Origin of the sequence: Exiguobacterium sp. Leaf187 (genome assembly GCF_001423925.1) — a bacterium.
In the GTDB taxonomy this organism is placed as follows: Bacteria; Bacillota; Bacilli; order Exiguobacteriales; family Exiguobacteriaceae; genus Exiguobacterium_A; species Exiguobacterium_A indicum.
In genome coordinates this window covers 1,243,742-1,267,362 of sequence record NZ_LMPR01000009.1, presented here as the reverse complement: position 1 = coordinate 1,267,362, position 23,621 = coordinate 1,243,742, and the positions used below count along the sequence as shown (strand labels likewise).

Annotated in this window: 24 protein-coding genes and 1 tRNA gene; 21 read left to right on the top strand and 4 right to left on the bottom strand. The window is 47.7% G+C overall.

Features of this window, described 5'->3' with window-relative positions; genetic code table 11:
- The first annotated feature begins 80 nt into the window (after positions 1–80).
- The 5 genes from ASF99_RS10865 to trxA all read left to right on the top strand — a co-directional run bounded on the left by ASF99_RS10865 (position 81) and on the right by trxA (position 4,704).
- Positions 81–1,754, top strand: coding sequence for an AMP-binding protein (locus tag ASF99_RS10865; protein WP_035396576.1), 1,674 nt, complete (start codon positions 81–83; stop codon positions 1,752–1,754).
- A gap of 71 nt (positions 1,755–1,825) precedes the next feature.
- Positions 1,826–2,404, top strand: a complete 579-nt coding sequence (locus ASF99_RS10860) for a TetR/AcrR family transcriptional regulator (protein ID WP_023468997.1) — start codon at positions 1,826–1,828, stop codon at positions 2,402–2,404.
- 74 nt (positions 2,405–2,478) lie between these two features.
- Positions 2,479–3,252, top strand: a complete 774-nt coding sequence (locus ASF99_RS10855) for an electron transfer flavoprotein subunit beta/FixA family protein (protein WP_023468996.1) — start codon at positions 2,479–2,481, stop codon at positions 3,250–3,252.
- A gap of 13 nt (positions 3,253–3,265) precedes the next feature.
- On the top strand, positions 3,266–4,231 hold the full coding sequence (locus ASF99_RS10850; RefSeq protein WP_035396582.1) for an electron transfer flavoprotein subunit alpha/FixB family protein: 966 nt from the start codon (positions 3,266–3,268) through the stop codon (positions 4,229–4,231).
- 161 nt (positions 4,232–4,392) lie between these two features.
- The gene (gene trxA / locus ASF99_RS10845; protein ID WP_023468994.1) at positions 4,393–4,704 is read left to right on the top strand and encodes a thioredoxin; all 312 of its coding nucleotides are present in this window, start codon (positions 4,393–4,395) and stop codon (positions 4,702–4,704) included.
- A 60-nt stretch (positions 4,705–4,764) separates the two neighbouring features.
- Here the strand turns inward: trxA and ASF99_RS10840 are convergent, their stop codons facing one another.
- The gene (locus ASF99_RS10840) at positions 4,765–5,145 is read right to left on the bottom strand and encodes a VOC family protein (RefSeq protein WP_371743235.1); all 381 of its coding nucleotides are present in this window, start codon (positions 5,143–5,145) and stop codon (positions 4,765–4,767) included.
- 11 nt (positions 5,146–5,156) lie between these two features.
- Entirely contained in the window at positions 5,157–6,479 is a 1,323-nt protein-coding gene (locus ASF99_RS10835) for a dihydrolipoyl dehydrogenase family protein (RefSeq protein WP_055968737.1), read from the bottom strand.
- A gap of 82 nt (positions 6,480–6,561) precedes the next feature.
- Here ASF99_RS10835 and uvrC point away from each other — a divergent pair, with 82 nt between their 5' ends.
- Positions 6,562–8,346, top strand: a complete 1,785-nt coding sequence (uvrC, locus tag ASF99_RS10830) for an excinuclease ABC subunit UvrC (RefSeq protein WP_055968736.1) — start codon at positions 6,562–6,564, stop codon at positions 8,344–8,346.
- Between the two features lie 39 nt (positions 8,347–8,385).
- Here the strand turns inward: uvrC and ASF99_RS10825 are convergent, their stop codons facing one another.
- Both ASF99_RS10825 and ASF99_RS10820 read right to left on the bottom strand, forming a co-directional pair.
- Positions 8,386–9,000: a PH domain-containing protein gene (locus ASF99_RS10825; RefSeq protein WP_023468990.1), complete on the bottom strand. Its 615-nt coding sequence runs from the start codon at positions 8,998–9,000 to the stop codon at positions 8,386–8,388.
- 117 nt (positions 9,001–9,117) lie between these two features.
- The gene (locus tag ASF99_RS10820) at positions 9,118–9,540 is read right to left on the bottom strand and encodes a YslB family protein (protein WP_235147587.1); all 423 of its coding nucleotides are present in this window, start codon (positions 9,538–9,540) and stop codon (positions 9,118–9,120) included.
- A gap of 210 nt (positions 9,541–9,750) precedes the next feature.
- On the opposite strand from ASF99_RS10820, the gene ASF99_RS10815 reads away from it, so the two are divergent.
- The 15 genes from ASF99_RS10815 to lon all read left to right on the top strand — a co-directional run bounded on the left by ASF99_RS10815 (position 9,751) and on the right by lon (position 23,620).
- Positions 9,751–10,368, top strand: coding sequence for a succinate dehydrogenase cytochrome b558 subunit (locus ASF99_RS10815; RefSeq protein ID WP_029342294.1), 618 nt, complete (start codon positions 9,751–9,753; stop codon positions 10,366–10,368).
- Between the two features lie 19 nt (positions 10,369–10,387).
- Positions 10,388–12,151 (top strand): succinate dehydrogenase flavoprotein subunit, encoded by a 1,764-nt coding sequence (sdhA, locus tag ASF99_RS10810; protein ID WP_023468987.1) that lies wholly within the window; start codon positions 10,388–10,390, stop codon positions 12,149–12,151.
- Positions 12,151–12,957 (top strand): succinate dehydrogenase iron-sulfur subunit, encoded by an 807-nt coding sequence (sdhB, locus tag ASF99_RS10805; RefSeq protein WP_023468986.1) that lies wholly within the window; start codon positions 12,151–12,153, stop codon positions 12,955–12,957. Before sdhA ends, sdhB begins: the two co-directional genes overlap by 1 nt.
- A gap of 56 nt (positions 12,958–13,013) precedes the next feature.
- Entirely contained in the window at positions 13,014–13,469 is a 456-nt protein-coding gene (locus tag ASF99_RS10800; RefSeq protein ID WP_023468985.1) for an acyl-CoA thioesterase, read from the top strand.
- Positions 13,470–13,534: 65 nt separating this feature from the next.
- Entirely contained in the window at positions 13,535–13,798 is a 264-nt protein-coding gene (locus tag ASF99_RS10795) for a phosphocarrier protein HPr (RefSeq protein WP_012371023.1), read from the top strand.
- A gap of 86 nt (positions 13,799–13,884) precedes the next feature.
- Positions 13,885–14,691: a glutamate racemase gene (gene racE, locus ASF99_RS10790; RefSeq protein ID WP_023468984.1), complete on the top strand. Its 807-nt coding sequence runs from the start codon at positions 13,885–13,887 to the stop codon at positions 14,689–14,691.
- The gene (gene rph / locus ASF99_RS10785; RefSeq protein WP_055968734.1) at positions 14,692–15,447 is read left to right on the top strand and encodes a ribonuclease PH; all 756 of its coding nucleotides are present in this window, start codon (positions 14,692–14,694) and stop codon (positions 15,445–15,447) included.
- Positions 15,444–16,037 carry an XTP/dITP diphosphatase gene (locus tag ASF99_RS10780; protein WP_023468982.1) on the top strand — a complete coding sequence of 198 codons (594 nt, stop codon included), beginning with the start codon at positions 15,444–15,446 and terminating at the stop codon, positions 16,035–16,037. The genes rph and ASF99_RS10780 overlap by 4 nt, the downstream gene beginning before the upstream one ends.
- A 5-nt stretch (positions 16,038–16,042) precedes the next feature.
- A complete protein-coding gene (locus tag ASF99_RS10775) occupies positions 16,043–16,552 on the top strand; it encodes a metallophosphoesterase family protein (protein ID WP_023468981.1) in 510 nt (169 codons plus the stop codon).
- Between the two features lie 73 nt (positions 16,553–16,625).
- Positions 16,626–16,699: transfer RNA gene (locus ASF99_RS10770), tRNA-Arg, on the top strand.
- Between the two features lie 102 nt (positions 16,700–16,801).
- Complete coding sequence (locus tag ASF99_RS10765) at positions 16,802–17,326, top strand: hypothetical protein (RefSeq protein ID WP_235515923.1); 525 nt, start codon at positions 16,802–16,804, stop codon at positions 17,324–17,326.
- A 28-nt stretch (positions 17,327–17,354) separates the two neighbouring features.
- The gene (locus tag ASF99_RS10760) at positions 17,355–18,338 is read left to right on the top strand and encodes a hypothetical protein (RefSeq protein WP_023468979.1); all 984 of its coding nucleotides are present in this window, start codon (positions 17,355–17,357) and stop codon (positions 18,336–18,338) included.
- Between the two features lie 110 nt (positions 18,339–18,448).
- Positions 18,449–19,741, top strand: a complete 1,293-nt coding sequence (tig, locus tag ASF99_RS10755; RefSeq protein ID WP_023468978.1) for a trigger factor — start codon at positions 18,449–18,451, stop codon at positions 19,739–19,741.
- A gap of 234 nt (positions 19,742–19,975) precedes the next feature.
- Positions 19,976–21,241, top strand: coding sequence for an ATP-dependent protease ATP-binding subunit ClpX (clpX, locus tag ASF99_RS10750; protein ID WP_023468977.1), 1,266 nt, complete (start codon positions 19,976–19,978; stop codon positions 21,239–21,241).
- A gap of 69 nt (positions 21,242–21,310) precedes the next feature.
- Entirely contained in the window at positions 21,311–23,620 is a 2,310-nt protein-coding gene (gene lon, locus ASF99_RS10745; protein WP_023468976.1) for an endopeptidase La, read from the top strand.
- Position 23,621 lies beyond the last annotated feature (1 nt).

The window sequence follows — 23,621 nt, the reverse complement described above, 5'->3', positions numbered from 1 at the left end:
TTTGGATTTTACTGGCATGTCGAATTGGAATCAACGTATAATAAAAATGAATAGTAATTCATTATCTGGGAGGGAAACGTATGGAATCCGTTTGGTTATCTGATTATCCCGAGCAAGTACCCGCATCGATTGATTATCGAGAATTACCTCTTTATCAGGCACTCGATGAGGCAGCGACCGATTTTCCAGAACAACGTGCCTTGAGTTTCTTAGGAAAACGTATGACGTTTCGTGAAGTACGTGACGAGGCCCGCGCACTTGGGAGCCTGTTACAAGAGCACGGACTAAAAAAAGGTGATCGCGTCGGACTGATGTTACCGAACTGTCCCCAGTATATGATCAGTTATTATGCGGTTCTCTATGCAGGTGGTATCGTCGTCCAAGTGAATCCACTCTATACAGACCGTGAACTTGAACAGATTCTCGTCGATTCGGGAGCACATCTACTCGTGACGCTTGATCTACTTTATCCGAAAGCGTCTCGTGTCAAAGCGGCGACGACACTTAAGACGGTCGTGACGACAAGTATCGCGGATTACCTTCCCTTCCCTAAAAATAAACTGTATCCGATTAAAGCACGGAAAGATAACAACATCATCATTGATACGACAGGTTCGATTCCGTTTTTATCTTTGCGGGGGTATGAGCCGATTACACCAGTCGCGATTCAACCGAAGGAGGACGTCGCGGTTCTCCAATATACGGGTGGAACGACAGGCGCACCCAAAGGTGTCATGTTGACACACTTCAATTTGAGTGCAAACGTCGAACAGATTGACAAGTGGTTCTATAAATATAATCGAGGAGATGGACGGAAGCTGTTAGCAGTCGTTCCTTATTTCCATGTCTATGGCATGACGTGTAACCTCAATTTCGGCATATTTAATGCCTATGAACAAATCATCGTTCCGAAATTCGATATTGAACAGGTACTCAAGACGATTCATAAGGAAAAACCGAATCTGTTCCCAGGTGCTCCGACGATGTATGTCGGTCTATTGAATCATCCGAAGCTGAAGAAGTATGATCTCTCTTCGATTGAAGCCTGTATTTCTGGTTCAGCTCCACTACCTGTCGAAGTGCAGGAAAAATTCGAAGCGCTGACGGGTGGGCGGATCGTTGAAGGATACGGTCTGTCTGAAACGAGTCCGGTGACGCATACGAACTGTATCTGGGATCGTCGGATTCCTGGAACGGTCGGTATTCCGGTGCCCGATACGCAAGCGAAAATCGTCCAAGCAGACGGAGAGACACCAGCTGCTCCAGGTGAGATTGGTGAGATCATCGTCACAGGTCCGCAAGTCATGAAAGGATACTGGAAACGACCAGAAGACACGCAAGCGGTTCTGCGAAACGGTTGGTTGCATACGGGAGACCTTGGATATATCGGTGAGGATCATTACTTCCGAATCGTCGATCGGAAAAAAGATTTAATCATTGCTTCTGGATTCAACATTTATCCACGTGAAGTCGAAGAAATCCTATATGAACACCCAGCCGTCAAAGAAGCGGTCGTCATCGGTGTTCCAGATGTCTACCGCGGAGAGACCGTCAAGGCGTTCATCGTCGTCAAGGATGAGATGACGGTCACGGAAGAAGAACTCGATCAATTCTGTCGTAAACAGTTAGCATCGTTCAAAGTACCGAAGCAGTACGAATTCCGGCAAGAGTTACCGAAGACGTTCGTTGGTAAGATTCTCCGCCGTGTTCTCGTTGAAGAAGAACGTGCCAAACAACTCGAAGAAAGCAGTTGACAGGATAAAATGGCATGATAGAATAAATATGAATGAACCATCATTCATTTTATGCGTTAGGAGATAGTGGAATGAAACGAACAATGTCAAAGAGTGACCGCATCATTGATGCCGCCGTAAAAGTCATCGCTAAGAACGGCTACCATGGAGCGAAAGTGACTGCCATTGCAAAGGAAGCCGGAGTTGCGGATGGAACGATTTATCTGTACTTCAAGAATAAAGAACATCTCTTGATTTCGCTCTTCCAAGCGAAAATGGGAAGTTTCATCGAATATTCCGAAGGACAAATCGCGAGCCATACGTCAGCGACGGAACAATTGGCAGCATTGATCGAGGCGCACCTCGAGCAATTATCCGTCGACTATGATTTAGCGGTCGTCACGCAGATCGAATTGCGTCAATCGAACCAAGACATGCGTCAAAACATCGCTGCCGTCTTGAAACCGTACTTGCATCTGATTGACCGAGTCGTCAAGCACGGGATGACGACAGGTGAGTTTTCAAACGAACTCGATTATCGATTAGCACGTCAGATGATTTTCGGAACGATCGATGAGGTCGTGACGAGCTGGATGGCAAGTGGATTCAAATATGAGTTGCTTGAGACACGTGACGGGATTCATCGGATGTTGATCAAAGGGCTGAGTTAAGCCCTTTTCATGACAACAATCATGTAAGCGGATACAAAGAATGATGGTGAATAGACGACAAGGGGGAGCATGAGATGGAAATCTATGTACTGTTGAAACGCACGTTTGATACGGAAGAAGCAATCCAACTCGAGAATGGTCAAATCGATGAGGATGGCGCTGAGTTCATCATTAACCCGTACGATGAGTATGCGGTAGAAGAAGCGATTCGTGTCCGTGATGCACAAGGGGGAACGGTGACGGTCGTGACGGTCGGACCGGAAGATGCGGACAAGGAATTACGAACAGCACTCGCAATGGGAGCGGACCAAGCAGTTCGCATCTCGATTGAAGATGATATCGAAGAGGCAGATCATTTCACGATTTCTGAAGTGCTCGCTGGTTATTTGAAGGAACAAACGGTTGATCTCGTCATCGCCGGAAACGTCGCAGTTGATGGCGGAAGTGGTCAAGTAGCACCACGCGTCGCAGAATTACTCGACATCCCTTATGTGACGACGATCACGAAACTAGAGCTCGACGGTACGAAAGCTGTCGTAACACGCGACGCTGAAGGGGATACGGAGACAATCGAAACAACACTTCCGTTACTCGTGACTGCGCAACAAGGGTTGAACGAACCACGTTACCCAAGTCTTCCGGGGATCATGAAAGCGAAGAAAAAGCCGCTAGAAGAACTCGAACTTGATGATCTCGAACTGGATGAAGACGAACTCACACCACGTCTAGAGACGATCGAGCGTTTCTTACCACCGAACAAAGCAGCCGGTAAGATCCTTGAAGGTGAACTAAACGAGCAAGTCGCACAGCTCGCATCATTATTACGCAACGAAGCAAAAGTGGTCTAAGGGGGAGAAACGAATGACAAAAGCATTAGTACTCGCAGAATCACGGGATGGCAGTTTACGGAATGTGTCGTTTGAGGCAATCGCAGCAGCGCGACGTGTCGCTGACGAAGTCATCGCAGTCCTGATTGGACACGATGTTGCAAAGGATGCGGATGCACTAGCATCACGCGGAGCGGACCAGGTGCTCGTCGTCGAGGATGAGCGTCTTCTACACTACACGCCAGACGGTTACGGACAAGTCTTCCTCGAGTTGATGAACCGGACGTCACCCGACGTGCTCGTCTTCGGACATACGTCGCTCGGCAAGGATCTATCACCGAAGATCGCGGCAAAATTGCAAGCCGGTTTGATCAGTGACGTGACGGCGATTGAAGGGGAAGGCGCGGATGCGTCATTCGTTCGCCCGATCTACTCGGGGAAAGCATTTGAAAAAGTCAAAGTCGCAGAAGGCAAGACGCTCTTTACGGTCCGCCCGAACAACATCGATCCACTCGAAGCAGGTAGTTCACAAGGGACGGTCGAGTCGGTCACAGTCGAACTGAAGGATTTACGGACGATCGTCGCAGACATCGTACGCAAAGCAACTGGCGGCGTTGACTTATCAGAGGCAAAAGTCATCGTCGCAGGTGGACGCGGTGTCAAGAGCTCGGACGGCTTCGCACCGTTACAAGAACTAGCAGATGTCCTCGGAGGAGCAGTCGGTGCTTCGCGTGGTGCTTGTGATGCGGATTACTGCGATTATGCCCTTCAAATCGGTCAGACGGGGAAAGTCGTTACACCGGACCTTTATATCGCGTGCGGGATCTCAGGTGCGATCCAACACTTAGCAGGGATGTCAAATGCGAAAGTCATCGTTGCGATCAATAAAGACCCGGAAGCGAACATCTTCTCTGTCGCGGACTATGGCATCGTCGGAGATTTGTTCGACGTCGTGCCATTATTGACAGCAGAATTCAAAAAAATGCTCGTTCACGGATAAGTTTGAAGGCCGGTACCATTATTATGGTGCCGGTTGTTTTTGCGGATTTTTCGCGTGAGCAGTTTCGTTTGTTGGAAGAGACTGCTATGATATACTCGAATCAATAAAGAGATCACCCATTTTTTTACCGGGTCGATCTACTCATTAGGAGGTTATGATCAATGGCAATCGTACACGCAACTAGCCAATCATTTAAAGAAGAAACACAAGAAGGACTCGTCCTTGTTGATTTTTGGGCAACATGGTGTGGACCATGTCGTATGCTCGCACCTGTTCTTGAAGAACTCGATGCTGACATGCAAGATGTAAAAATCGTCAAAGTCGACGTAGATGCAAACCCAGAAGTAGCTGGAGCATTCCAAGTTCAAAGTATCCCGACACTCGTTCTCTTCAAAGATGGACAACCTGTCAACAAAACAATGGGCTTCATGCCAAAAGACGCACTTAAAGAATTCGTTGAAACATCTAACTAATTCTTTCCTGCATATCAAAACAGACCGTTCTGCACAGGCAGAACGGTCTGTTTTTTTAGATTACATTGGCGTACAAAGTTCAATCAGGTGACCATCGGGGTCGAGGACATAGGCGACGACTTGCCCCCATGGTTTTTGTGCAGGCGCGAGGACGGTCTCATATCCTGCCTCCACCACCTTCTGAAATAGAGTAGGAACGTCATCCGTGATGAAACCAATCTCTAACGTCTGTTGTGTTTTTCCACTCGGTATCATGTAATCCGGAATCAACTGTTGCACGTCTTCACGCGTATTGAAGGCGAGTGTCGTCTGACCGGTCTCGAACTCGATGTAGCTCCCGTGCTCCGCCTTGACGGATAAGCCAAGAACGTCTCGATAGAATGTCAGCGTTCGTGCAGTGTCTTCAACGTATAAAATCGTATAGCCGTATTGAATCATCAAAAATCCTCCTGTCAATCCTCGAATAACGAAGCGATGTCTGAAGCCGGTGTCGGATAAGCGAATCCAGTCTGTTGCATCGAAGTACTTGGAATCCGGTGTTGCATCGCAAACGAGAAATAGTTTGCTAGTTCCGCTGCATTGACACCGATGAAGTGTGCGCCGAGTACTTGATCATCTTCTCCAACGAGCACTTTCGCCCGAGCAAAACTATCCTTGATCCGTGCGTTCGTTTGCCAGGAGGACGTATCGATCAAGCGACCACGGTAAGGAATACCTGCTTTTTTCAAAGCAGCTTCCGTTTCACCGACGAGGGCGAGGTTCGGAGCAGTGAATACGACGCTTGGTACAGGGAGCAGCTCCAGTTTCCGGTTGTTCCCTTCGAGCATGTTATCGGCAGCGAGTCGTCCTTCGGTTCCAGCAAACGGCGTCAATGCGGGATTCCCGCTGACAGCGACATCTCCTGCGGCATAGATATGTTCGACGGAAGACTGAAGGTACGCATTGACATGGATTCCTTTTTCGTTATGCGCAACGCCGATGGCTTCGAGACCAAGCTGGTCGATACTCGCGACACGTCCGGTCGCATTCAAGACGACGTCGGTCTTCAATACGTCGCCGTTCGATAAATGAAGGGATTCCTCTTCGTAAGCGACGACCTCTGCTTCTTTGATGATGGAGATACCAAGTGCCCGTGTGGCTTCTAACAACACATCGACCAATTCACTTTCGAATTGTTTTAAGGCGTTAGAACGTAAGACGATCGTGACGTCTGCGCCAGCAATACGAGCGAGATGGGCGAACTCGAACGAGATATAACCGCCACCGATGCAGACGAGTCGGCGTGGAAGTTCTTTCAGTTCAAGAAACTCATTACTTGTTATGAAACGCTCACTACCGGGTACAGATAATTCGCGAGGTCGTAAACCTGTTGCGATTAAAAACTGTTTCCCTTCGATTTCTTCTTCACCAATTCGAAGACGATGTGAAGACACGAAATGCGGTTCTCCATGGAAATAGTCGATGTCCGTTTCCGCGTACCGTTTTCGTGTTTGCTCAGGAATAGCACGTGTATATTCATTCTTACGCTCCATCAATTGGCGCCAATCAATCGAAATTAATCCTTTGACGCCGTATCCGAGTAAACGTTCGACAGCATCTTTCGTCTCACTACCCGTCAATAAGATTTTTTTGGCGTCACATCCACGCTGTGCGCATGTACCTCCTGGAGTGAAATTCTCAACGATGGCAACACGTAGTCCTTTTTCGATGAATTTATAAGCCGCTTGATTTCCAGCAGAACCTGTTCCAATCACAATGCAATCATATGTACGCATTTTTCATCCTCCGTATGTCATAATCAATGTATGGTATTTACCCGAACGAATAAAACTAAAAACGGTGAAAGGAGACATTTATTTGGGACATCAAGAACATATCAAAGCGAAACTATCCCTTTTGCCGGATGAGCCGGGATGTTATCTACACAAAAACGAATTCGGCGAAGTCATCTATGTCGGAAAAGCAAAAAATCTCAAAAACCGAGTCCGCTCTTATTTCACGGGAGCACATGATATTAAGACGGAACGTCTCGTCGCGGAAGTCCGTGATTTCGAATACATCATCACAGCCAGTGAACTCGAAGCGTTGCTGCTTGAGATGACACTAATTAAGAAACATGATCCGAAATACAATATCATGCTGAAGGATGATAAATCGTATCCGTACTTGAAAATTACGAATGAGACCTATCCACGATTGATTACGACACGTAAGTTAAAAAAGGACGGCGGTCATTACTTCGGTCCGTATCCGAATGCGTATGCAGCGAACGAAACGAAACGTCTGTTAGATCGTTTATATCCGTTACGTAAATGTCAGCCGATGCCGAAGAAACTCTGTCTGTATTATCATATTGGACAATGTCTCGGCCCATGTGAAATCCCGAATCTTGAATCGGAACAAAAAGCACTCGTATCGGAAATCCGACGGTTCTTGTCGGGCGACACGAAGGAACTCGTTGAAAGCTTGAAGCACAAGATGGCGGAAGCAGCCGAGACGATGGAATTCGAACGTGCCGGAGAATTGCGCGACCAAGTGCGAGCGATTGAATCGATCATGAACAAACAGAATATGATTACAGCAGATTTGACGTCGCGTGATGTATTCGGGATTCATGTCGATAAAGGCTGGATGTGTGTCCAAGTCTTCTTCCTCCGTGGAGGAAAGATGATCGAGCGCGATGTCTCGCTCTTCCCGATCTATGGTACGCCGGCAGAAGAGCTCGAGAGCTTCATCGTCCAGTTCTACGAAAAGAACATCAAGCCAAGTGAAGTCTATGTACCGCCACTCGTCAATCAGTTGTTACTCAAAGAGGCGCTATCGATTAAAATTCACGTTCCGGTCCGAGGATCAAAACGGAAATTACTTGATTTAGCGACGAAGAATGCTGAAAATGCGATCTCGGAACGCTTCGAGTTGTTAGCGAAAGACGAGAAACGGACCGTTCAAGCAGTCGAAGAACTCGCCGATGCGATCGACGTTCATCCATTGTCCCGGATCGAGATCATCGATAATGCGAACATTCAAGGTGCGGATGCCGTTTCGGCACTCGTCGTCTTTGAAGACGGTAAGCCACTTAAAAAGGAATACCGAAAATTCAAGATTCGAACAGTCCATGGACCGGACGACTATGAATCGATGCGAGAAATCGTGCGTCGGCGTTATCGACGATTGTTACTTGAAGGAGCGCGCCTTCCGGACCTCGTCCTGATTGACGGAGGAGTTGGACAGTTGAATGCTGCTTTAGAAGTCATTCAAGATGAACTCGGCTTATCCCTTCCAGTCGGGTCATTAAAAAAGGATGACAAACACCGAACGAGTCAATTGTTGTTTGGAGAAGGAGCACAGTTAATTGAACTAAGTCCGCGTTCGAGTGCGTTTTATTTGCTCCAACGCATGCAAGATGAAGTCCACCGGTTTGCAATCACGTTCCACCGCTCGCTCCGCTCGAAAGGGATGACCCGTTCCTTGCTCGACGAGATTCCAGGAGTTGGACCGAAACGACGCCAGCAGTTGATTCGTCATTTCGGATCGATGCGCAGCTTGCGACGCGCAACGATCGAACAGTTGGCGGAAGCAGGATTACCTGTCAAGTTAGCGGAAACCGTCGCTGAATATTTAAGTCAAGCGAATGAAGAATGAAAAAAGCCGTCCTCTTGAAGAGGGCGGCTTTTTTAGTGATTAGTTGTTGATGTACTTTTCGTAGTATGAACCAAAGTCACGCTGGTTCCACTGATGGTAGTGACCTTGTAGCCACTCGAAGGATTGTTCAGACAACTCCTTGAATGTTTGCGGTACGTTCATATCACCTTGACGAAGTCCGCCGAGAATCGTGACCGAATGATTCAATGAGCTGTTCGCGAACTCGAGCATCTTTTGTCCTTCATACTGTTTTTCAGCGATGGCAAGAAGTGTTTTGTAAAGATCTTTCACATGTTCGAGTTGTTTTTTATCGACGTCGATCGAATAATGTTTGCCACCGATCTCGAATTTGATCTCGACATCAAGATCGACCGTTCCCGCCGTTTCGAACATGACGTGGCGAATCGGATAATGTGCATACGGATAGCGGTAGAGTACACGTTTTGAACTGACGGCACTTTCTCCATCGAGGTGAATCAAAGCCAGATTCGTAAAGCAATACTCGTCAGATTTAGATTTGATCAAGAAGTAGATTTTCTCGCCGTCTTCATGTAAGACATAATCGTCAGCGGCTGCTTTGTCGAAATCATCAGGATGAATGACTTGTCCGATATCACTGAATCCCGTTAAATCTGCTGCTAGTTTTTTGAACATGTGAAGTTCCTCCTCGCGATTTGTGTACGAATGACTTTACGAGCACTTACTGCAAAAAGTTTCATGAATCTACTTCGATGTTGAAAATCAAGATTCCTGTCACGTTTTATGTAAATTTCACTTGAGCGGTTCAAGTGGATCTTTAGGATCGATTTGGACCGTGATTTGAACGAGCTCTTTAGTTAACTCGGCATATCCTTCCGCGACACATCCGTTAAAACGGGAGAACTGTTCAGCGAGGAAACCGGCTTCGAGTTGGAAGTATCCATGTGGTCGTTCATCTCTCGTCGTATCAGGAGGAGACAGCACGAACAAGACGACCGTGCCTTTACGTTTCTTGATTTCGAGCGTTCCCCAACCTGCTTGTTCAAAAAATGAGGCTAATTCAGATTCATCTACGACAGGGAATTGACGCGCTAGACGTTTACCTGCCCAGTAGATGACTTGCCGATAATCCGATCCGAGAAGATCGGTCAGCACATAATCTCGGATCAATTCGATACCGAAAAGTGGTGTTTGTTTTGGTGTAGCATCCATCATGATTCACTCCTATCTGTGAACCATTATACCGAGATGATTCTTGTCGGTCATTGTTTTCCTAAAAAAATTTGCAGTTAAATGCAACGGCTCGGGTTGTCTTCTAAAAAGGACAGGAGTAGAATAAGTGATGAAAAGACGAATTTCCTTATGAAAGCGCTTTTCTACCAAAATGCGCCAACGGTTGATTGGCAAACAAAAGGGGGGATTTGGATGGCGAATCATCGTGATTTCGTGAGTCGTAAAATACACTCACTGCTCGGCGTCATTCCAATCGGGTTATTTTTACTTTCGCACTTAACGACGAACTACTTCATCGTACGTGGTGAGGAAGACTTCAATAAGGCCGCGGAATTCGTGGGGAACGTTCCGTATCGATTGTTCTTAGAGATCTTTGTCATCTTCATTCCAATCATCTTGCATGGCGTCTACGGTGTGTACATCGCATTCACCGGATCTGCGAACACAGGGCGTTATACATACTTCCGGAACTGGATGTATGTACTGCAACGGTTCAGCGGTGTATTCCTTGTCGTGTTCATCACGTGGCACGTTTGGGAAACACGGATTGCCGCTGCGATGGGAACACCAGTCGATGCAAGCATGATGCAGAACATCGTCGATAACGGATTCATGCTCGCGTTCTATATCGTCGGGATCTTGGCGACGACATTCCACCTTGCGAACGGACTTTGGACGTTCTGCATCACATGGGGAATCACGCAGTCACCAGCATCTCAACGGGCGATGTCTTACGTGGCAGCACTCGTATTCATCGGTTTATCGTTTGTAGGCGTACGCTCGATCTTAACGTTTGCAGGCGTGTTGTAAGGAAAGGGGAACTGACAACATGGCGAACAAGAATCTTGTCATCATCGGCGGAGGGCTTGCCGGTCTGATGGCTACGATAAAAGCAGCGGAGCAAGGCGTACCAGTTAAGTTATTCTCACTCGTACCCGTCAAACGCTCACACTCTGTTTGTGCACAAGGTGGCATCAACGGAGCGGTCAATACAAAAGGGGAAGGCGATTCACCATACCAGCATTTCGATGACACGGTATACGGTGGGGACTTCCTCGCAAATCAACCACCTGTTCAAAAAATGGCGGAAGCAGCGCCGAAAATCATTCATATGTTCGACCGGATGGGCGTCATGTTCAACCGGACACCGGAAGGCTTACTCGACTTCCGACGTTTCGGCGGAACGTTGCATCACCGGACGGCATACGCTGGAGCGACGACAGGACAACAACTGTTGTACGCATTAGATGAACAGGTTCGTAAGTTCGAAGCGCAAGGTTTGGTAGAAAAATATGAAGGATGGGAATTCCTTCGTGCCATCATCGATGACAATGGCATCTGTCGTGGAGCAGTTTGTCAAAACCTCCGGACGATGGAAATCGAGGCATTTGCCGCGGATTCTGTCATCCTCGCGACGGGTGGTCCTGGGGTCATCTTCGGAAAATCGACGAACTCGGTCATCAACACAGGACAAGCTGCAGCTGCTGTCTATCGTCAAGGTGCGATCTATGCGAACGGTGAATTCATCCAAATTCACCCGACAGCGATTCCTGGAGACGATAAGTTACGTCTCATGAGTGAATCAGCACGAGGTGAGGGTGGTCGCGTCTGGACGTATAAAGACGGTAAGCCTTGGTATTTCCTCGAAGAGAAATATCCGGCATACGGAAACCTTGTTCCACGGGATATCGCGACACGTGAGATTTTCGACGTCTGTGTCAATCAAAAACTCGGCGTCAACGGGGAGAACATGGTCTATCTGGATCTATCGCATAAAGACGCAAAAGAACTTGACGTCAAACTCGGTGGGATCCTTGAAATCTACGAGAAGTTCGTCGGTGACGATCCACGAAAAGTACCAATGAAGATATTCCCTGCTGTTCACTACTCAATGGGTGGACTATGGGTCGACTACGATCAAATGACGAACATCCCTGGATTGTTCGCAGCTGGTGAATGTGATTATTCGATGCATGGTGGTAACCGTCTCGGAGCGAACTCACTTCTCTCTGCGGTATACGGCGGAATGGTCGCTGGACCATCAGCCATTGCTTATATGAATGAACTCGAGACATCGGTTCATGAGATGAGTGAGGACGTGGTCGAAGCGCATAAAATCGAAGAAATCAACCGCTTCAACGATATCCTATCAATGGAAGGTACGGAAAACGCGTATCAAATCCACCGTGAGCTTGGAGAAATCATGACGGATAACGTCACGGTCGTCCGGTACAACGATAAGCTCGAAGAGACACTGACAAAAATCAAGGAACTCCGCGATCGCTTCACACGCATCTCGGCAACGGATACAGCACGTTGGAGTAACCAAGGGGCATCGTTCATCCGTCAGCTCGATCACATGCTCGACCTAGCTGAAGCAATCACGCTCGGTGCTTTAAAACGTGACGAGAGTCGCGGAGCGCACTATAAACCGGACTTCCCGGAACGTAATGATGAACAGTTCTTGAAGACGACGATGGCACGTTACACGAACGGTCATCCGGAAATCTTCTATGAAGACGTCGACACGTCGTTGATTCCACCACGGAAACGCGATTACAGCAAGAAGTCGAAGAAAGAGGTGAAAGCATAATGGCGACACCACTCGAATCATCTACTACGCAAAAATCGGTTCAATTCATCGTTCAACGTCAAGATGGACCTGATGGTAAACCGTATGATGAAGCGTTTGAAATTCCGTACCGTCCGAACATGAACGTCATCTCTGCTTTAATGGAGATTCGCCGGAACCCTGTGAATGCAGCCGGTGAAAAAACGACACCGATCAACTGGGACATGGGTTGTCTAGAAGAAGTCTGTGGCGCTTGTTCGATGGTCATCAACGGCACACCACGTCAGTCGTGTACGGCACTCGTTGATAAACTCGAACAACCGATCCGCCTTCAACCGATGCAGACGTTCCCGATCGTTCGTGACCTTCAAGTCGACCGTCAACGCATGTTCGATGCGTTGAAAAAGGTTAAAGCATGGGTCCCGATCGATGGAACGTACGACTTAGGTCCAGGACCACGGATGCCAGAGAACAAACGTCAATGGGCATATGAGTTATCGAAATGTATGACGTGTGGTGTGTGTCTCGAGGCATGTCCGAACGTCAACGATCGTTCGACATTCATCGGACCAGCATCGATCTCACAAGTTCGTCTATTCAACTCGCATCCGACAGGTGCCTTCCACAAGGAAGAACGCCTTGAAGCGTTAATGGAAGATGGCGGGATCATGCAGTGCGGTAACGCTCAAAACTGTGTTGAGGTTTGTCCGAAAGGGATTCCGCTGACGACTTCAATCGCGGCGATGAACCGTCAGACGACACTTCATTCATTCAAAAAGTTCTTCGGTAGTGACGAAGGACGAACAGGTGAAGCCGTTAGTTCATGATTTATCAAAGAAGGAGCTTGCTCCTTCTTTTTTCATTCAGACAGGAGGAACTCATTGTGCGCGTACCAGCTTATATTCCAGAACTTGAGTCATGGCTTGAACAGATGAAACATGGCACACGACTCGACGTCGCTGTTCGTTTTGCGGAGACGGATGCCTATGGTCATATGAATAACCGAGTACCGTTCGTCTATTTTGAAGACGTTCGGACATTGATGTTAGAGGAAACAGGATATTCGCTTGCAGAAGACGGCATTATCGTCGTTGCGGATGCCCAGTGTAACTATATTCGCCAAGTCTATCCACGGGCGCGTCTCGCTGTCTATGCGTATCCGGTACATGTCGGTAGTGCATCGTGTGACGTCCACTATGCGGCATTTGATGAGCAAGGTGAATTGATGTTCACGGGACGGACATCTATGGTACAAATCGATCGTTCGGGGAAAGCATTCCCATGGAGTGAAGCGTATAAAAATTCCTTGCAGAATCGATTCGAATCCGTTATCATTTGATAATGAGTTCACATATTCGAAAACGACTCACTAGTACGTTATTAGTGAAGGGAGATTTCTTAATCATGGAAAAAACATTCAAAGTCATCGCGGATTCAGGCATTCACGCTCGTCCGGCTACTCAGCTCGTCAACACAGCTTCTAAATTCCAATCAGACATCAACTTGGAATACAACGGGAAGACTGTCAACTTGAAGTCAATCATGGGTGTTCTTTCACTCGGAATCGCGAAAGATTCAGATATCAAAATCGTTGCAAACGGTGACGATGCTTCTGAAGCAATCACGACTCTTTCAGATATGCTGACTAGCGAAGGTCTTGCTCAGTAATCCTGTAATCGTACATTCTCGGACGCCGGTCTTGCACCGTCGTCCTTTTTTGTTACCATAGGAAAGAGAGAAAGAGGTGGAGAAGAGTGAATCGAGCGATTGGAGTACTGGATTCCGGAGTCGGTGGGTTGACGGTCGCACGTGAATTGATGCGACAGTTGCCCCATGAGCGAATCATCTATGTCGGGGATACATTGCGGTGTCCGTATGGTCCTCGTCCAGAAGAAGAGATTCGTGAGTTTACGTGGGAGATGATTGATTATCTCGTGCAACAAGATGTGAAATTGATCGTGATCGCCTGTAACACAGCCACGGCTGTCGTCTTAAAAGAAGCGCGAGAACGTTTAAATATACCTGTCATCGGTGTCATTGATCCGGGAGCCCGCGCGGCAGTTAAGGTGACGCGTACGAAACGAATCGGTGTCATTGGAACGAAGATGACGATTACAAGTAATTCCTACGAGAAGGCGTTACGCCACGTCGAAGGGCAAGTCGTCGTCGAATCGTTAGCGTGCCCGCCATTCGTTCCGCTCGTTGAGTCGATGCAGACAGATGGTGCGTACGTCGAACGTGTCGTTGCCAATACATTACGACCATTGATGAATTACGATATGGATACATTGATCCTCGGGTGCACCCATTACCCGCTTCTAGCAGATGTGATTGGACGGGTCATCGGACCAGGCGTCCAGCTAATCTCTTCAGGAGACGAGACAGCGCTCGAGGTAGCAGCACTACTTGATTACAATACGATTTCAGCAGATGTGACACAAATTCCGGAACATCGTTATTACGCGACAGGCGATATCCGCTCATTTGATCAGATTGCGACGGACTGGCTCGATCAGACCATCCATGCGGAGCGCATCGTGCTTGGAACGGAGGAAGATTAAATGCGGATAGACCAACGAACGGCGGATGATCTCCGTCCTATTCAATTATCGATTGATGTCAATAAACACGCAGAAGGTTCTGTCTTGATTGAACTGGGAGATACGAAAGTCCTCTGTACGGCGACCGTCGAGGAGAAGGTGCCACCGTTCCTTCGCGGTAAACGCCAGGGCTGGATCAATGCGGAATATTCGATGTTGCCGCGTGCGACGGCTCAGCGGACCGCACGAGAAGCCGTCCGCGGCAAACAGACGGGACGGACGATGGAAATCCAACGTCTGATTAGTCGCTCGCTTCGAGCGGTCGTCGATTTAGAGAAGCTTGGGGAACGAACAATCTGGATCGATTGTGATGTCATTCAAGCAGATGGTGGCACACGAACGGCATCGATCACTGGTGGTTTCTTGGCACTCGTCCGAGCAGTCGATCAATTGATCCAAGCCGGGAAACTGACGGATACGCCAATCAAGGAAGGCATCGCAGCGATCTCGGTTGGAATCGTTGATTCGAATGTCTTGCTCGATTTATGCTACGAAGAGGATGCTGCGGCTGAAGTCGACTTCAATCTCGTCATGACCTCATCGGGTAAAATCGTCGAGATGCAAGCAACGGGTGAAGAGTCGACATTTTCCCGTCAAGAGATGCTCGATATGCTCGAACTTGGGGAAAAAGGTATTAAGGAACTGATTGAGGCTGGCCGTGAGGCACTCGGTGTCTCTTGGTGGTATGTAGGAGAAGAAGTGGGGGAACATAGATGAAGGTCATCGTCGCAACACACAATGCAGGTAAAGTGAAGGAACTTGAAAGCATGCTGGGTCGTCTCGGTTATACGGTCGAGTCGTTACTCGATCACGCCGATGCTCCGGAAACGGATGAAACAGGTGAGACATTCGAGGAGAATGCACTTTTAAAAGCAACAGAGGCAGCAGCCTACTTTGGCCACGCGGTACTTGCTGATGATTCAGGTCTTGAAGTCGATGCTTTAGATGGCGCTCCCGGCGTCTACTCAGCACGCTTCGCGGGACTTGAAAAGTCGGATGCGGCGAACAATGCTCTACTACTTGAAAAGTTAGAAGGTGTTCCGGAGGAAGAGCGGACGGCGCGCTTCGTTTGTGTACTCGCGCTAGCGAAACCAACGGGTGAGACATTGACGGTTCGTGGAACGATGGAAGGGCGAATCGGTTTTGAGGCGTCGGGTTCGAACGGTTTCGGTTATGATCCATTGTTCGTCACAGAAAGCGGACAGACGGCTGCTGAATTGACGAAAGAAGAAAAAGCGATGATTAGTCATCGTGGCAATGCATTGCGCAAGCTCGAACAGGACTTAACTACTTTCTTAGGAGTGTGATGAAGATGAGAGCGTTGATCGTTAGTGATAGTCATGGACTAGAACAAGAACTGCTTACGATATTCGAACGTCACCAAGACGTAGATGCGGCATTTCATTGTGGGGACTCCCAATTGACGCGCGACATCGAATCATTATATCCATATCGTGTTGTGCGAGGGAATTGCGATTACGGACACGATTTTCCGGAAGAAGTCGTATCGGAAATGGATGGTCATACCATCCTCTGTGTCCACGGGCATCGGCAGGACGTCAAATACAGTCTAGATGTCTTACAGCATCATGCGAAGGAAAAGCAGGCGGACATCGTCTTATATGGTCATTCCCATGTGGCGAAGGCTGAATATCGGGACGGTGTGTTATTCATCAATCCAGGTTCAATCCGGATGCCACGTCATCGACCAGACAAGACGTATGCGATTCTTGAAGTGGATCAAAACCGTTATTCTGTCGATTTTCTTAATGTGAACGGTGACCCGGTAAATGCCCTTCATCTGGACGGAACATTTTTGTAATAAAATAATTGCAATGTTTGTAATGTGATTGACACGAAAGAATTGTTCTAGTATAGTTTATTCGTGTTGACACGTCCCAATAGCTCAGCAGGATAGAGCAACGGCCTTCTAAGCCGTCGGTCGGGGGTTCGAATCCCTCTTGGGACGCTATAATTAAAATAGAGACTGCCCTTACGAGGGTGGTCTCTTTTTTTTATTCCGATTTTCGATTATAATTAAGGTATCATGAACTCGAAAGGGATGAATGCTATGTGGAAGAAAGTTGGAGCAGTCCTTATGCTAAGTACGTTTCTTGCTGGATGTAGTGAGATTTCAAATACAGTCGACGATGCAAAACAACAAGTCAACGATGTAAAAAATAGTGTCGATTACGCTGGAGAACTTCAAGGAATTGCAAAAGATACGGCCCAAGTCACGTCAGATTTGTCGGCTTCCCTGAATGAGGCGGCTACGACAGCGCGTGAATCTGCGAACCCTGAACAGGCACTTGATCAACAAATCGAAAAGTTGAAGGAAAACGGAACGATTGATCAGTTCAATCAAGAACTGGATCAAATCGATCAACGACTAGCGGGACTTGAAAATCCGCCGCAAGAATTGCAAAATTTAAGTGCAAAACTCGAGCAGTACGTGAATCAATCGGAAGATATCGCTCGATTACTTGAAGCTGACGTCTCATTAGATACGTTGAATCGATTAGGAATCGAGCAGGCGGGACAACTTCAAGAAGCGATCACGAACTGGACGTCTTTACTCGATCCATTTACGAAATAAGAAGTTGAATATGAAGGAGTGCCGGAATATGGGGACATCGCGCTGGATGGAACATGAACTAGAAGTAGAACGAGCGCGGATTCTTCGTTTGCCCGCTTCTAAACAAGAACAATTGATTATGGAATTAGAGACTGACCAATTGACAGGAGAAGATGTCTTACACCGGCTCTATGTCATTCAACCACTCTTAATGCATGACCGTGAACGATTTGAAACAGTGGCAGAACGTTTTCTTGAAGTCGAGGGTGTCGAGCAAGTGCTCGCACTCTTTCTTTATGAACTCGGAGAACGTTATCCGATGAAACTCGCTTTGCGCTCGGCGTCACCGTATCTGCCTTATGGGCTCGCGCTTCGATTAGATGAAATCAAACAACAGATGCGTGTTCGCGAACAAAAGCCGGCAGTTCAAAACAACCCTGTTGCGCAGCGTGAGGTAACAGCAGCAACGGAATTGATGCATGTGTTGCGACACGGCAGTTGGGTCGAACAAATGCGCCAATTGACCGGTGTGGAATTCGAACGGACATCTGAGCTCATTGCATACATCACACAAAAATACCTTCAGGCGCAAGAGACAGCACATCAAAGTCTACTCGTCATTGATCAGTTATTAGGAGGCTTGCTTGATCACGTGCCATATCCGGTAAGCATTCATGTGCCACACTTAGATGTAGACTGGACGATCTCGTCACGCGAAGAGTTAGAAGAAATCCTGCTGGTACATCAACAGGAGCAACAAGCGTTACTGGCATCGATGCATACGTTAGAGCGAATGGATCCGTTCCGAGCGTTGCTCGTCTTGCGATCGGATCAACTGATTCATCTTGAAGAACGAGAACGAATCGGATCAGACATGGAGAAGTGGCTCGCAGCATGCGAAGAACTCGCAGGTCTGACATTTGAACGTGAAGAACCCGAACGTATCCTCAGTCCGCTGGCGAAGCGGTTATATCGAGCGGCACATATCCTTTATCCGGAAGTCATTGCATTCGAGCAAATTTACTTCGATTGAGACATCAGGAAACGATTCGTTCAACAGTGGTAATCGTCAGAACGATTGTGCTATAATGTGACTTGTTGTACACACATGTACGCTAATTGACAATTTTGGAGGGACTCAGCATGACTGCAAAATGGGAAAAACAATCAGGTAGCCTCGGCGTCCTCACGTATGAAGCGCCTGCTGAAGCATTTGATAAAGCGGTAGACCAAGCGTTCAAGAAAGTCGTTAAGACTTTGAACACACCTGGTTTCCGTAAAGGAAAAATGCCACGCGCAATGTTCAACAAAATGTACGGTGAAGAAGCACTGTACCAAGATGCACTCGATATCCTTTACAAGGACACAATCGAAGGTGCAGTCGTCGAATCAGGAATCGAGCCAATCGCGCTTGAGAACATCGACGTTGAAACACTCGAAAAAGGCAAGCCAGTCGAATTCAAAATCACGTTCGTCATCGAGCCAGAAGCTACACTCGGTGAGTACAAAGGTCTTGAGTACACAGCAGTTGAAACGAACGTTACTGACGAAGACGTCGACGCTGAACTCAAAACATTGCAAGAACGCGGTGCAGAACTCGTCGTTAAAGAAGATGGCGTCATCGAGAATGGCGATACAGTCGTATTCGACTTCGCAGGTTTCGATGGGGAAAACCAATTCGACGGCGGAACTGCTGAGAACTACTCACTCGTCATCGGTTCTGGAAACTTCATTCCTGGATTCGAAGAGCAAATGGTCGGTTTAAAAACTGGCGAGCAAAAAGATCTTGAAGTGACATTCCCAGAGGAATACCACGAAGCATCACTCGCTGGAAAACCAGTTACATTCAAAGTAACGATCCACGAAGTCAAAGCACAAGAGCTCCCTGAATTGACAGATGAGTTCGCAAAAGAAATGGATGAAGAAGTTTCTTCACTCGACGAGTTGAAAACAAAAATCCGTACGCGTCTCGAAAACACACGCAAACAAGAAGCTGATGCTTCAATGCGCGATGAGTTAGTCGAAGCGGCTACGAAAAACGCGACAGTTGATCTTCCAGAAGTCATGGTCGAAAACGAAGTCGAGCGTATGGTTCAAGAGTTCACACAACGTATTCAATCACAAGGTATCGACCTCAACATGTACTTCCAGTTGACTGGAACGACAGAAGAGGCAATGCGTTCTGAAATGAAAGAGCAAGCGGAAGAGCGCGTTAAAGCACGTCTCGTCCTCAAGCAAATCGTTGCTGACGAAAAAATCGAAGTAACAGATGAGGAAACTCAAACTGAACTTCAATCAATGTCAGAACTCTACAACATCCCTGCAGATCAACTTGAAACGATGCTTGCACCACAAGGTGGTCTTGAAACGCTTAAAGGCGATCTTCAATTCCGTAAAGCTATCGATGTTCTCGTCGACAACGCAAAAGCAAAATAAGCCATTTCATGGTTTTCGATCGACTTCAAGCCCAATTTCTGGTCTTGGAGTCGATTTTTTTGTACGATAGGTCAAACAAGGACAAACGATCCTTGGTTCAGAACATCAAACTGTAAATCGTTCGTCCAGGATTTGAAAGACTTTCCTTGTTCATGCTACAATCATAAATAGTAAAACGTGAGACGGGATGCTACAGGCATCCATACAATTTCCACGTTAAAGGGGTGGACCTTTATGTTTAAATTTAACGAAGAAAAAGGTCAGCTAAAATGTTCTTTCTGTGGAAAGACACAAGAACAAGTACGCAAACTTGTTGCTGGACCTGGCGTTTACATTTGCGACGAGTGTATCGAACTCTGCAATGAAATCGTAGAGGAAGAACTCGGCACTGAAGAAGAAGTCGAGCTAAAGAATGTTCCGAAACCGCATGAAATTCGTACGACACTTGACGATTATGTCATCGGTCAAGAAAAAGCGAAGAAGTCGTTGTCTGTAGCGATGTATAATCACTACAAACGAATCAATGCTGGTGGTCGCGCAGATGATGTCGAGCTTTCGAAATCGAACATCGTCATGATTGGACCAACAGGTAGCGGTAAAACACTTCTTGCCCAAACGATGGCACGTATCTTGAACGTACCGTTTGCGATTGCAGATGCAACAAGTTTGACGGAAGCCGGTTATGTCGGTGAAGACGTCGAGAACATCCTGTTGAAACTCATCCAAGCAGCGGACTATGATGTTGAGAAGGCTGAAAAAGGAATCATCTACATTGATGAGATCGATAAGATCGCTCGTAAATCAGAAAATCCGTCGATTACACGTGACGTATCTGGTGAGGGTGTCCAACAAGCCTTGCTGAAGATTTTGGAAGGAACGGTTGCGAGTGTACCGCCACAAGGTGGACGGAAACACCCACATCAAGAATTCATCCAAATCGATACGACGAACATCTTGTTCATCGTTGGTGGCGCATTCGATGGTATCGATCAGTCGATCAAACGTCGTCTTGGTAAAAAAGTCATCGGATTCGGAAACGATTCAGAGAACCGTAACCTTACACAAAAAGAAATTCTGGCAGCTGCATTACCAGAAGATCTTCAAAAGTTCGGTTTGATTCCAGAGTTCATCGGTCGTTTGCCGGTCATGGCGACGCTCGAGCCACTTGATGAAGAGGCACTCGTTCAAATCTTGACGAAACCGAAAAACGCCCTCGTGAAACAATATAAGAAAATGCTTCAACTTGATGATGTCGAACTCGACTTCACGGAAGATGCACTTCTTGAGATTGCAAAACTTGCAATCGAACGTAAAACAGGTGCACGTGGTCTTCGTTCCATCATCGAAGAAACTATGCTTGATATCATGTTCGAAATCCCATCGCGTGAAGACATCGCGAAAGTCATCATTACAGCAGAAACGTTGACTGGTAAACGCGGTCCAACGCTTGAGTTGAAAGATGGTACAATTGAACATGGGAAAGAAAAAGAAACGGCGTAACACCGTGACAAATCGGCTCGGAGGCTACTTGTACGCCTTTCCGAGTCTTTTTGTTTAGGAGGAATTCGAATGAAGAAAAAACAATATCCACTTTTACCGTTACGCGGTGTTGTCGCGTATCCATTGATCGGATTGACGATCGATGTCGGGCGTCCGGTATCCTTGAAAGCCTTACTTGCATCAAAGGAACACGAAATCGATCTCGTCGTCGTCACGCAACGTGATCCAGAAGCAGAGCCGTCTGTCGACGGGCTGCATCAGGTTGGGACGCTCGTTCAAATTGCGAAGATGAGTGAACTCGGGAATGATACGGTCCGTGTCCGCGTCATCGGGAAGGAACGCGTCCGGATTGAAAACGTCGAGGAGACGGACGAGGGTTATCAAGCTGTCATCGAACCAATCGAGAAGATGGACATCAAAGGAGCGAAACAAGAAGCGCTCGTTCGTCTCATCAAAGAACAGTTTGGTCAACTCGTCTCCCGGATTAAAGGAATCGGAACCGATGAACGTCGCCGGTTCGAGACATACGAACGCCTCGATTCATTGACGGACTATATCACGTCGAAGCTACCAATCGATATTTCGAAGAAGCAGGAGTTTCTCGAACAACAGGATCCGGTCGAACGAGGATTGATGTTGCTTGACGTCATGAAACACGAATATGAAGTCGTCGAACTCGAACGTGAGATGCGTGAACGGACGAAGAAGACGATTGAACAATCGCAACGCGAGTATTACTTGCGGGAACAATTGAAGACGATTCAACAAGAACTCGGTGGCGAGTCGGCTTCTGTTGAAAGCGATGCGACGAAATACCGGGAGCAGCTTGCGATGCTTGATTTACCAGAAACGACGGTTGCGAACGTCGAGAAGGAAATCAGTCGTTTAGCGGTCGTACCGGCGACGAGTCCCGAACATGGGGTCATTCGCAACTATCTCGAATGGTTCTTCTCATTGCCGTGGAATGAAGCAACCGATGATTTCTTGAACGTCTCAGCTGCTTCGGAACAGCTTGAAAAGGACCATTACGGTCTAGAGAAGGTCAAAGAACGAATCCTTGAGTATCTTGCCGTTCGTCAATTGACCGACTCATTGCGTGGACCGATTCTTTGTCTTTCTGGTCCTCCAGGAGTCGGGAAAACGTCGCTTGCCCGTTCGATTGCTACAGCACTTGAGCGGAAGTTCGTCCGTGTCTCACTTGGTGGCGTGCGCGACGAAGCGGAAATCCGTGGACATCGCCGGACGTATATCGGTGCGATGCCAGGACGGATCATTCGCGGTTTAAAACAAGCAGGAACGAACAACCCGGTCTTCCTGCTCGATGAGATCGATAAGATGTCAAATGACTTCCGTGGTGATCCGTCGTCCGCGATGCTCGAAGTTCTTGATCCAGAACAAAACAACAGCTTCTCCGATCACTATATCGAAGAACCGTTCGATTTATCGAATGTCCTGTTCATCGCGACAGCGAACGATGTCTCGAACATCCCCGGACCGTTGCTTGACCGGATGGAACTGATTCAAATCGGTGGCTATACGGAACAAGAGAAGACGGAGATCGCTGTTCGTCATCTCTTATCGAAGCAACTGGCTGAACACGGTCTGAAAAAGAGTCAATTGACGGTCAAAGCAGACGCGCTAGAAGAAGTCGTCCGTCGTTATACGCGAGAAGCCGGTGTTCGGAATCTCGAACGTGTCCTCGGCTCACTTTGCCGGAAAGCAGCGAAACAAATCGCGATGGGGGAGAAGAAACGGGTGACGGTGACGAAGCGTAATCTGGACGATTTCCTAGGCAAACCGATTTACCGCTATGGTCAAGGCGAGCTCGAAGATATGATTGGCGCGGTGACTGGTTTAGCGTATACTGCTTTTGGGGGCGATACGTTGACGATCGAAGTCAGCCTTGCTCCGGGTAAAGGGAAATTGCAGTTAACCGGGAAACTCGGTGATGTCATGCAAGAGTCGGCTCAGACCGCCTACAGCTTCGTCCGAGCGAATGCGACGTCGCTTGGCATCGAACCGAACTTCTACGAAACGCAAGACATCCACATCCACGTTCCTGAGGGTGCCGTACCAAAAGATGGTCCATCTGCTGGGATCACACTCGCGACAGCATTGATTTCCGCTTTAACAAAACGTCCGGTTCGCCGAGACGTCGGAATGACGGGTGAAATCACGTTGCGTGGACGTGTCTTACCAATCGGTGGACTAAAGGAGAAGTCACTCGCAGCACACCGTGCGGGCTTGACGACCGTTCTGCTGCCGCAAGACAATACGCGGGACATCGATGATATCCCGGAAAGCGTCCGCGCAGGAATGGAATTCATTCCGGTCGCGACGATGGAGCAAGTGCTCGAACATGCATTAAAAGGAGAGTAAC

Coding starts and splice junctions, on each gene's coding strand:
- ASF99_RS10865 (WP_035396576.1), top strand. CDS start 81: ATGGAATCCGTTTGGTTATCTGATTATCCCGAGCAAGTACCCGCATCG.
- ASF99_RS10860 (WP_023468997.1), top strand. CDS start 1,826: ATGAAACGAACAATGTCAAAGAGTGACCGCATCATTGATGCCGCCGTA.
- ASF99_RS10855 (WP_023468996.1), top strand. CDS start 2,479: ATGGAAATCTATGTACTGTTGAAACGCACGTTTGATACGGAAGAAGCA.
- ASF99_RS10850 (WP_035396582.1), top strand. CDS start 3,266: ATGACAAAAGCATTAGTACTCGCAGAATCACGGGATGGCAGTTTACGG.
- trxA (WP_023468994.1), top strand. CDS start 4,393: ATGGCAATCGTACACGCAACTAGCCAATCATTTAAAGAAGAAACACAA.
- ASF99_RS10835 (WP_055968737.1), bottom strand. CDS start 6,479: ATGCGTACATATGATTGCATTGTGATTGGAACAGGTTCTGCTGGAAAT.
- ASF99_RS10825 (WP_023468990.1), bottom strand. CDS start 9,000: ATGTTCAAAAAACTAGCAGCAGATTTAACGGGATTCAGTGATATCGGA.
- ASF99_RS10820 (WP_235147587.1), bottom strand. CDS start 9,540: ATGATGGATGCTACACCAAAACAAACACCACTTTTCGGTATCGAATTG.
- ASF99_RS10815 (WP_029342294.1), top strand. CDS start 9,751: ATGGCGAATCATCGTGATTTCGTGAGTCGTAAAATACACTCACTGCTC.
- sdhA (WP_023468987.1), top strand. CDS start 10,388: ATGGCGAACAAGAATCTTGTCATCATCGGCGGAGGGCTTGCCGGTCTG.
- sdhB (WP_023468986.1), top strand. CDS start 12,151: ATGGCGACACCACTCGAATCATCTACTACGCAAAAATCGGTTCAATTC.
- ASF99_RS10795 (WP_012371023.1), top strand. CDS start 13,535: ATGGAAAAAACATTCAAAGTCATCGCGGATTCAGGCATTCACGCTCGT.
- rph (WP_055968734.1), top strand. CDS start 14,692: ATGCGGATAGACCAACGAACGGCGGATGATCTCCGTCCTATTCAATTA.
- ASF99_RS10780 (WP_023468982.1), top strand. CDS start 15,444: ATGAAGGTCATCGTCGCAACACACAATGCAGGTAAAGTGAAGGAACTT.
- ASF99_RS10775 (WP_023468981.1), top strand. CDS start 16,043: ATGAGAGCGTTGATCGTTAGTGATAGTCATGGACTAGAACAAGAACTG.
- ASF99_RS10765 (WP_235515923.1), top strand. CDS start 16,802: ATGTGGAAGAAAGTTGGAGCAGTCCTTATGCTAAGTACGTTTCTTGCT.
- ASF99_RS10760 (WP_023468979.1), top strand. CDS start 17,355: ATGGGGACATCGCGCTGGATGGAACATGAACTAGAAGTAGAACGAGCG.
- tig (WP_023468978.1), top strand. CDS start 18,449: ATGACTGCAAAATGGGAAAAACAATCAGGTAGCCTCGGCGTCCTCACG.
- clpX (WP_023468977.1), top strand. CDS start 19,976: ATGTTTAAATTTAACGAAGAAAAAGGTCAGCTAAAATGTTCTTTCTGT.
- lon (WP_023468976.1), top strand. CDS start 21,311: ATGAAGAAAAAACAATATCCACTTTTACCGTTACGCGGTGTTGTCGCG.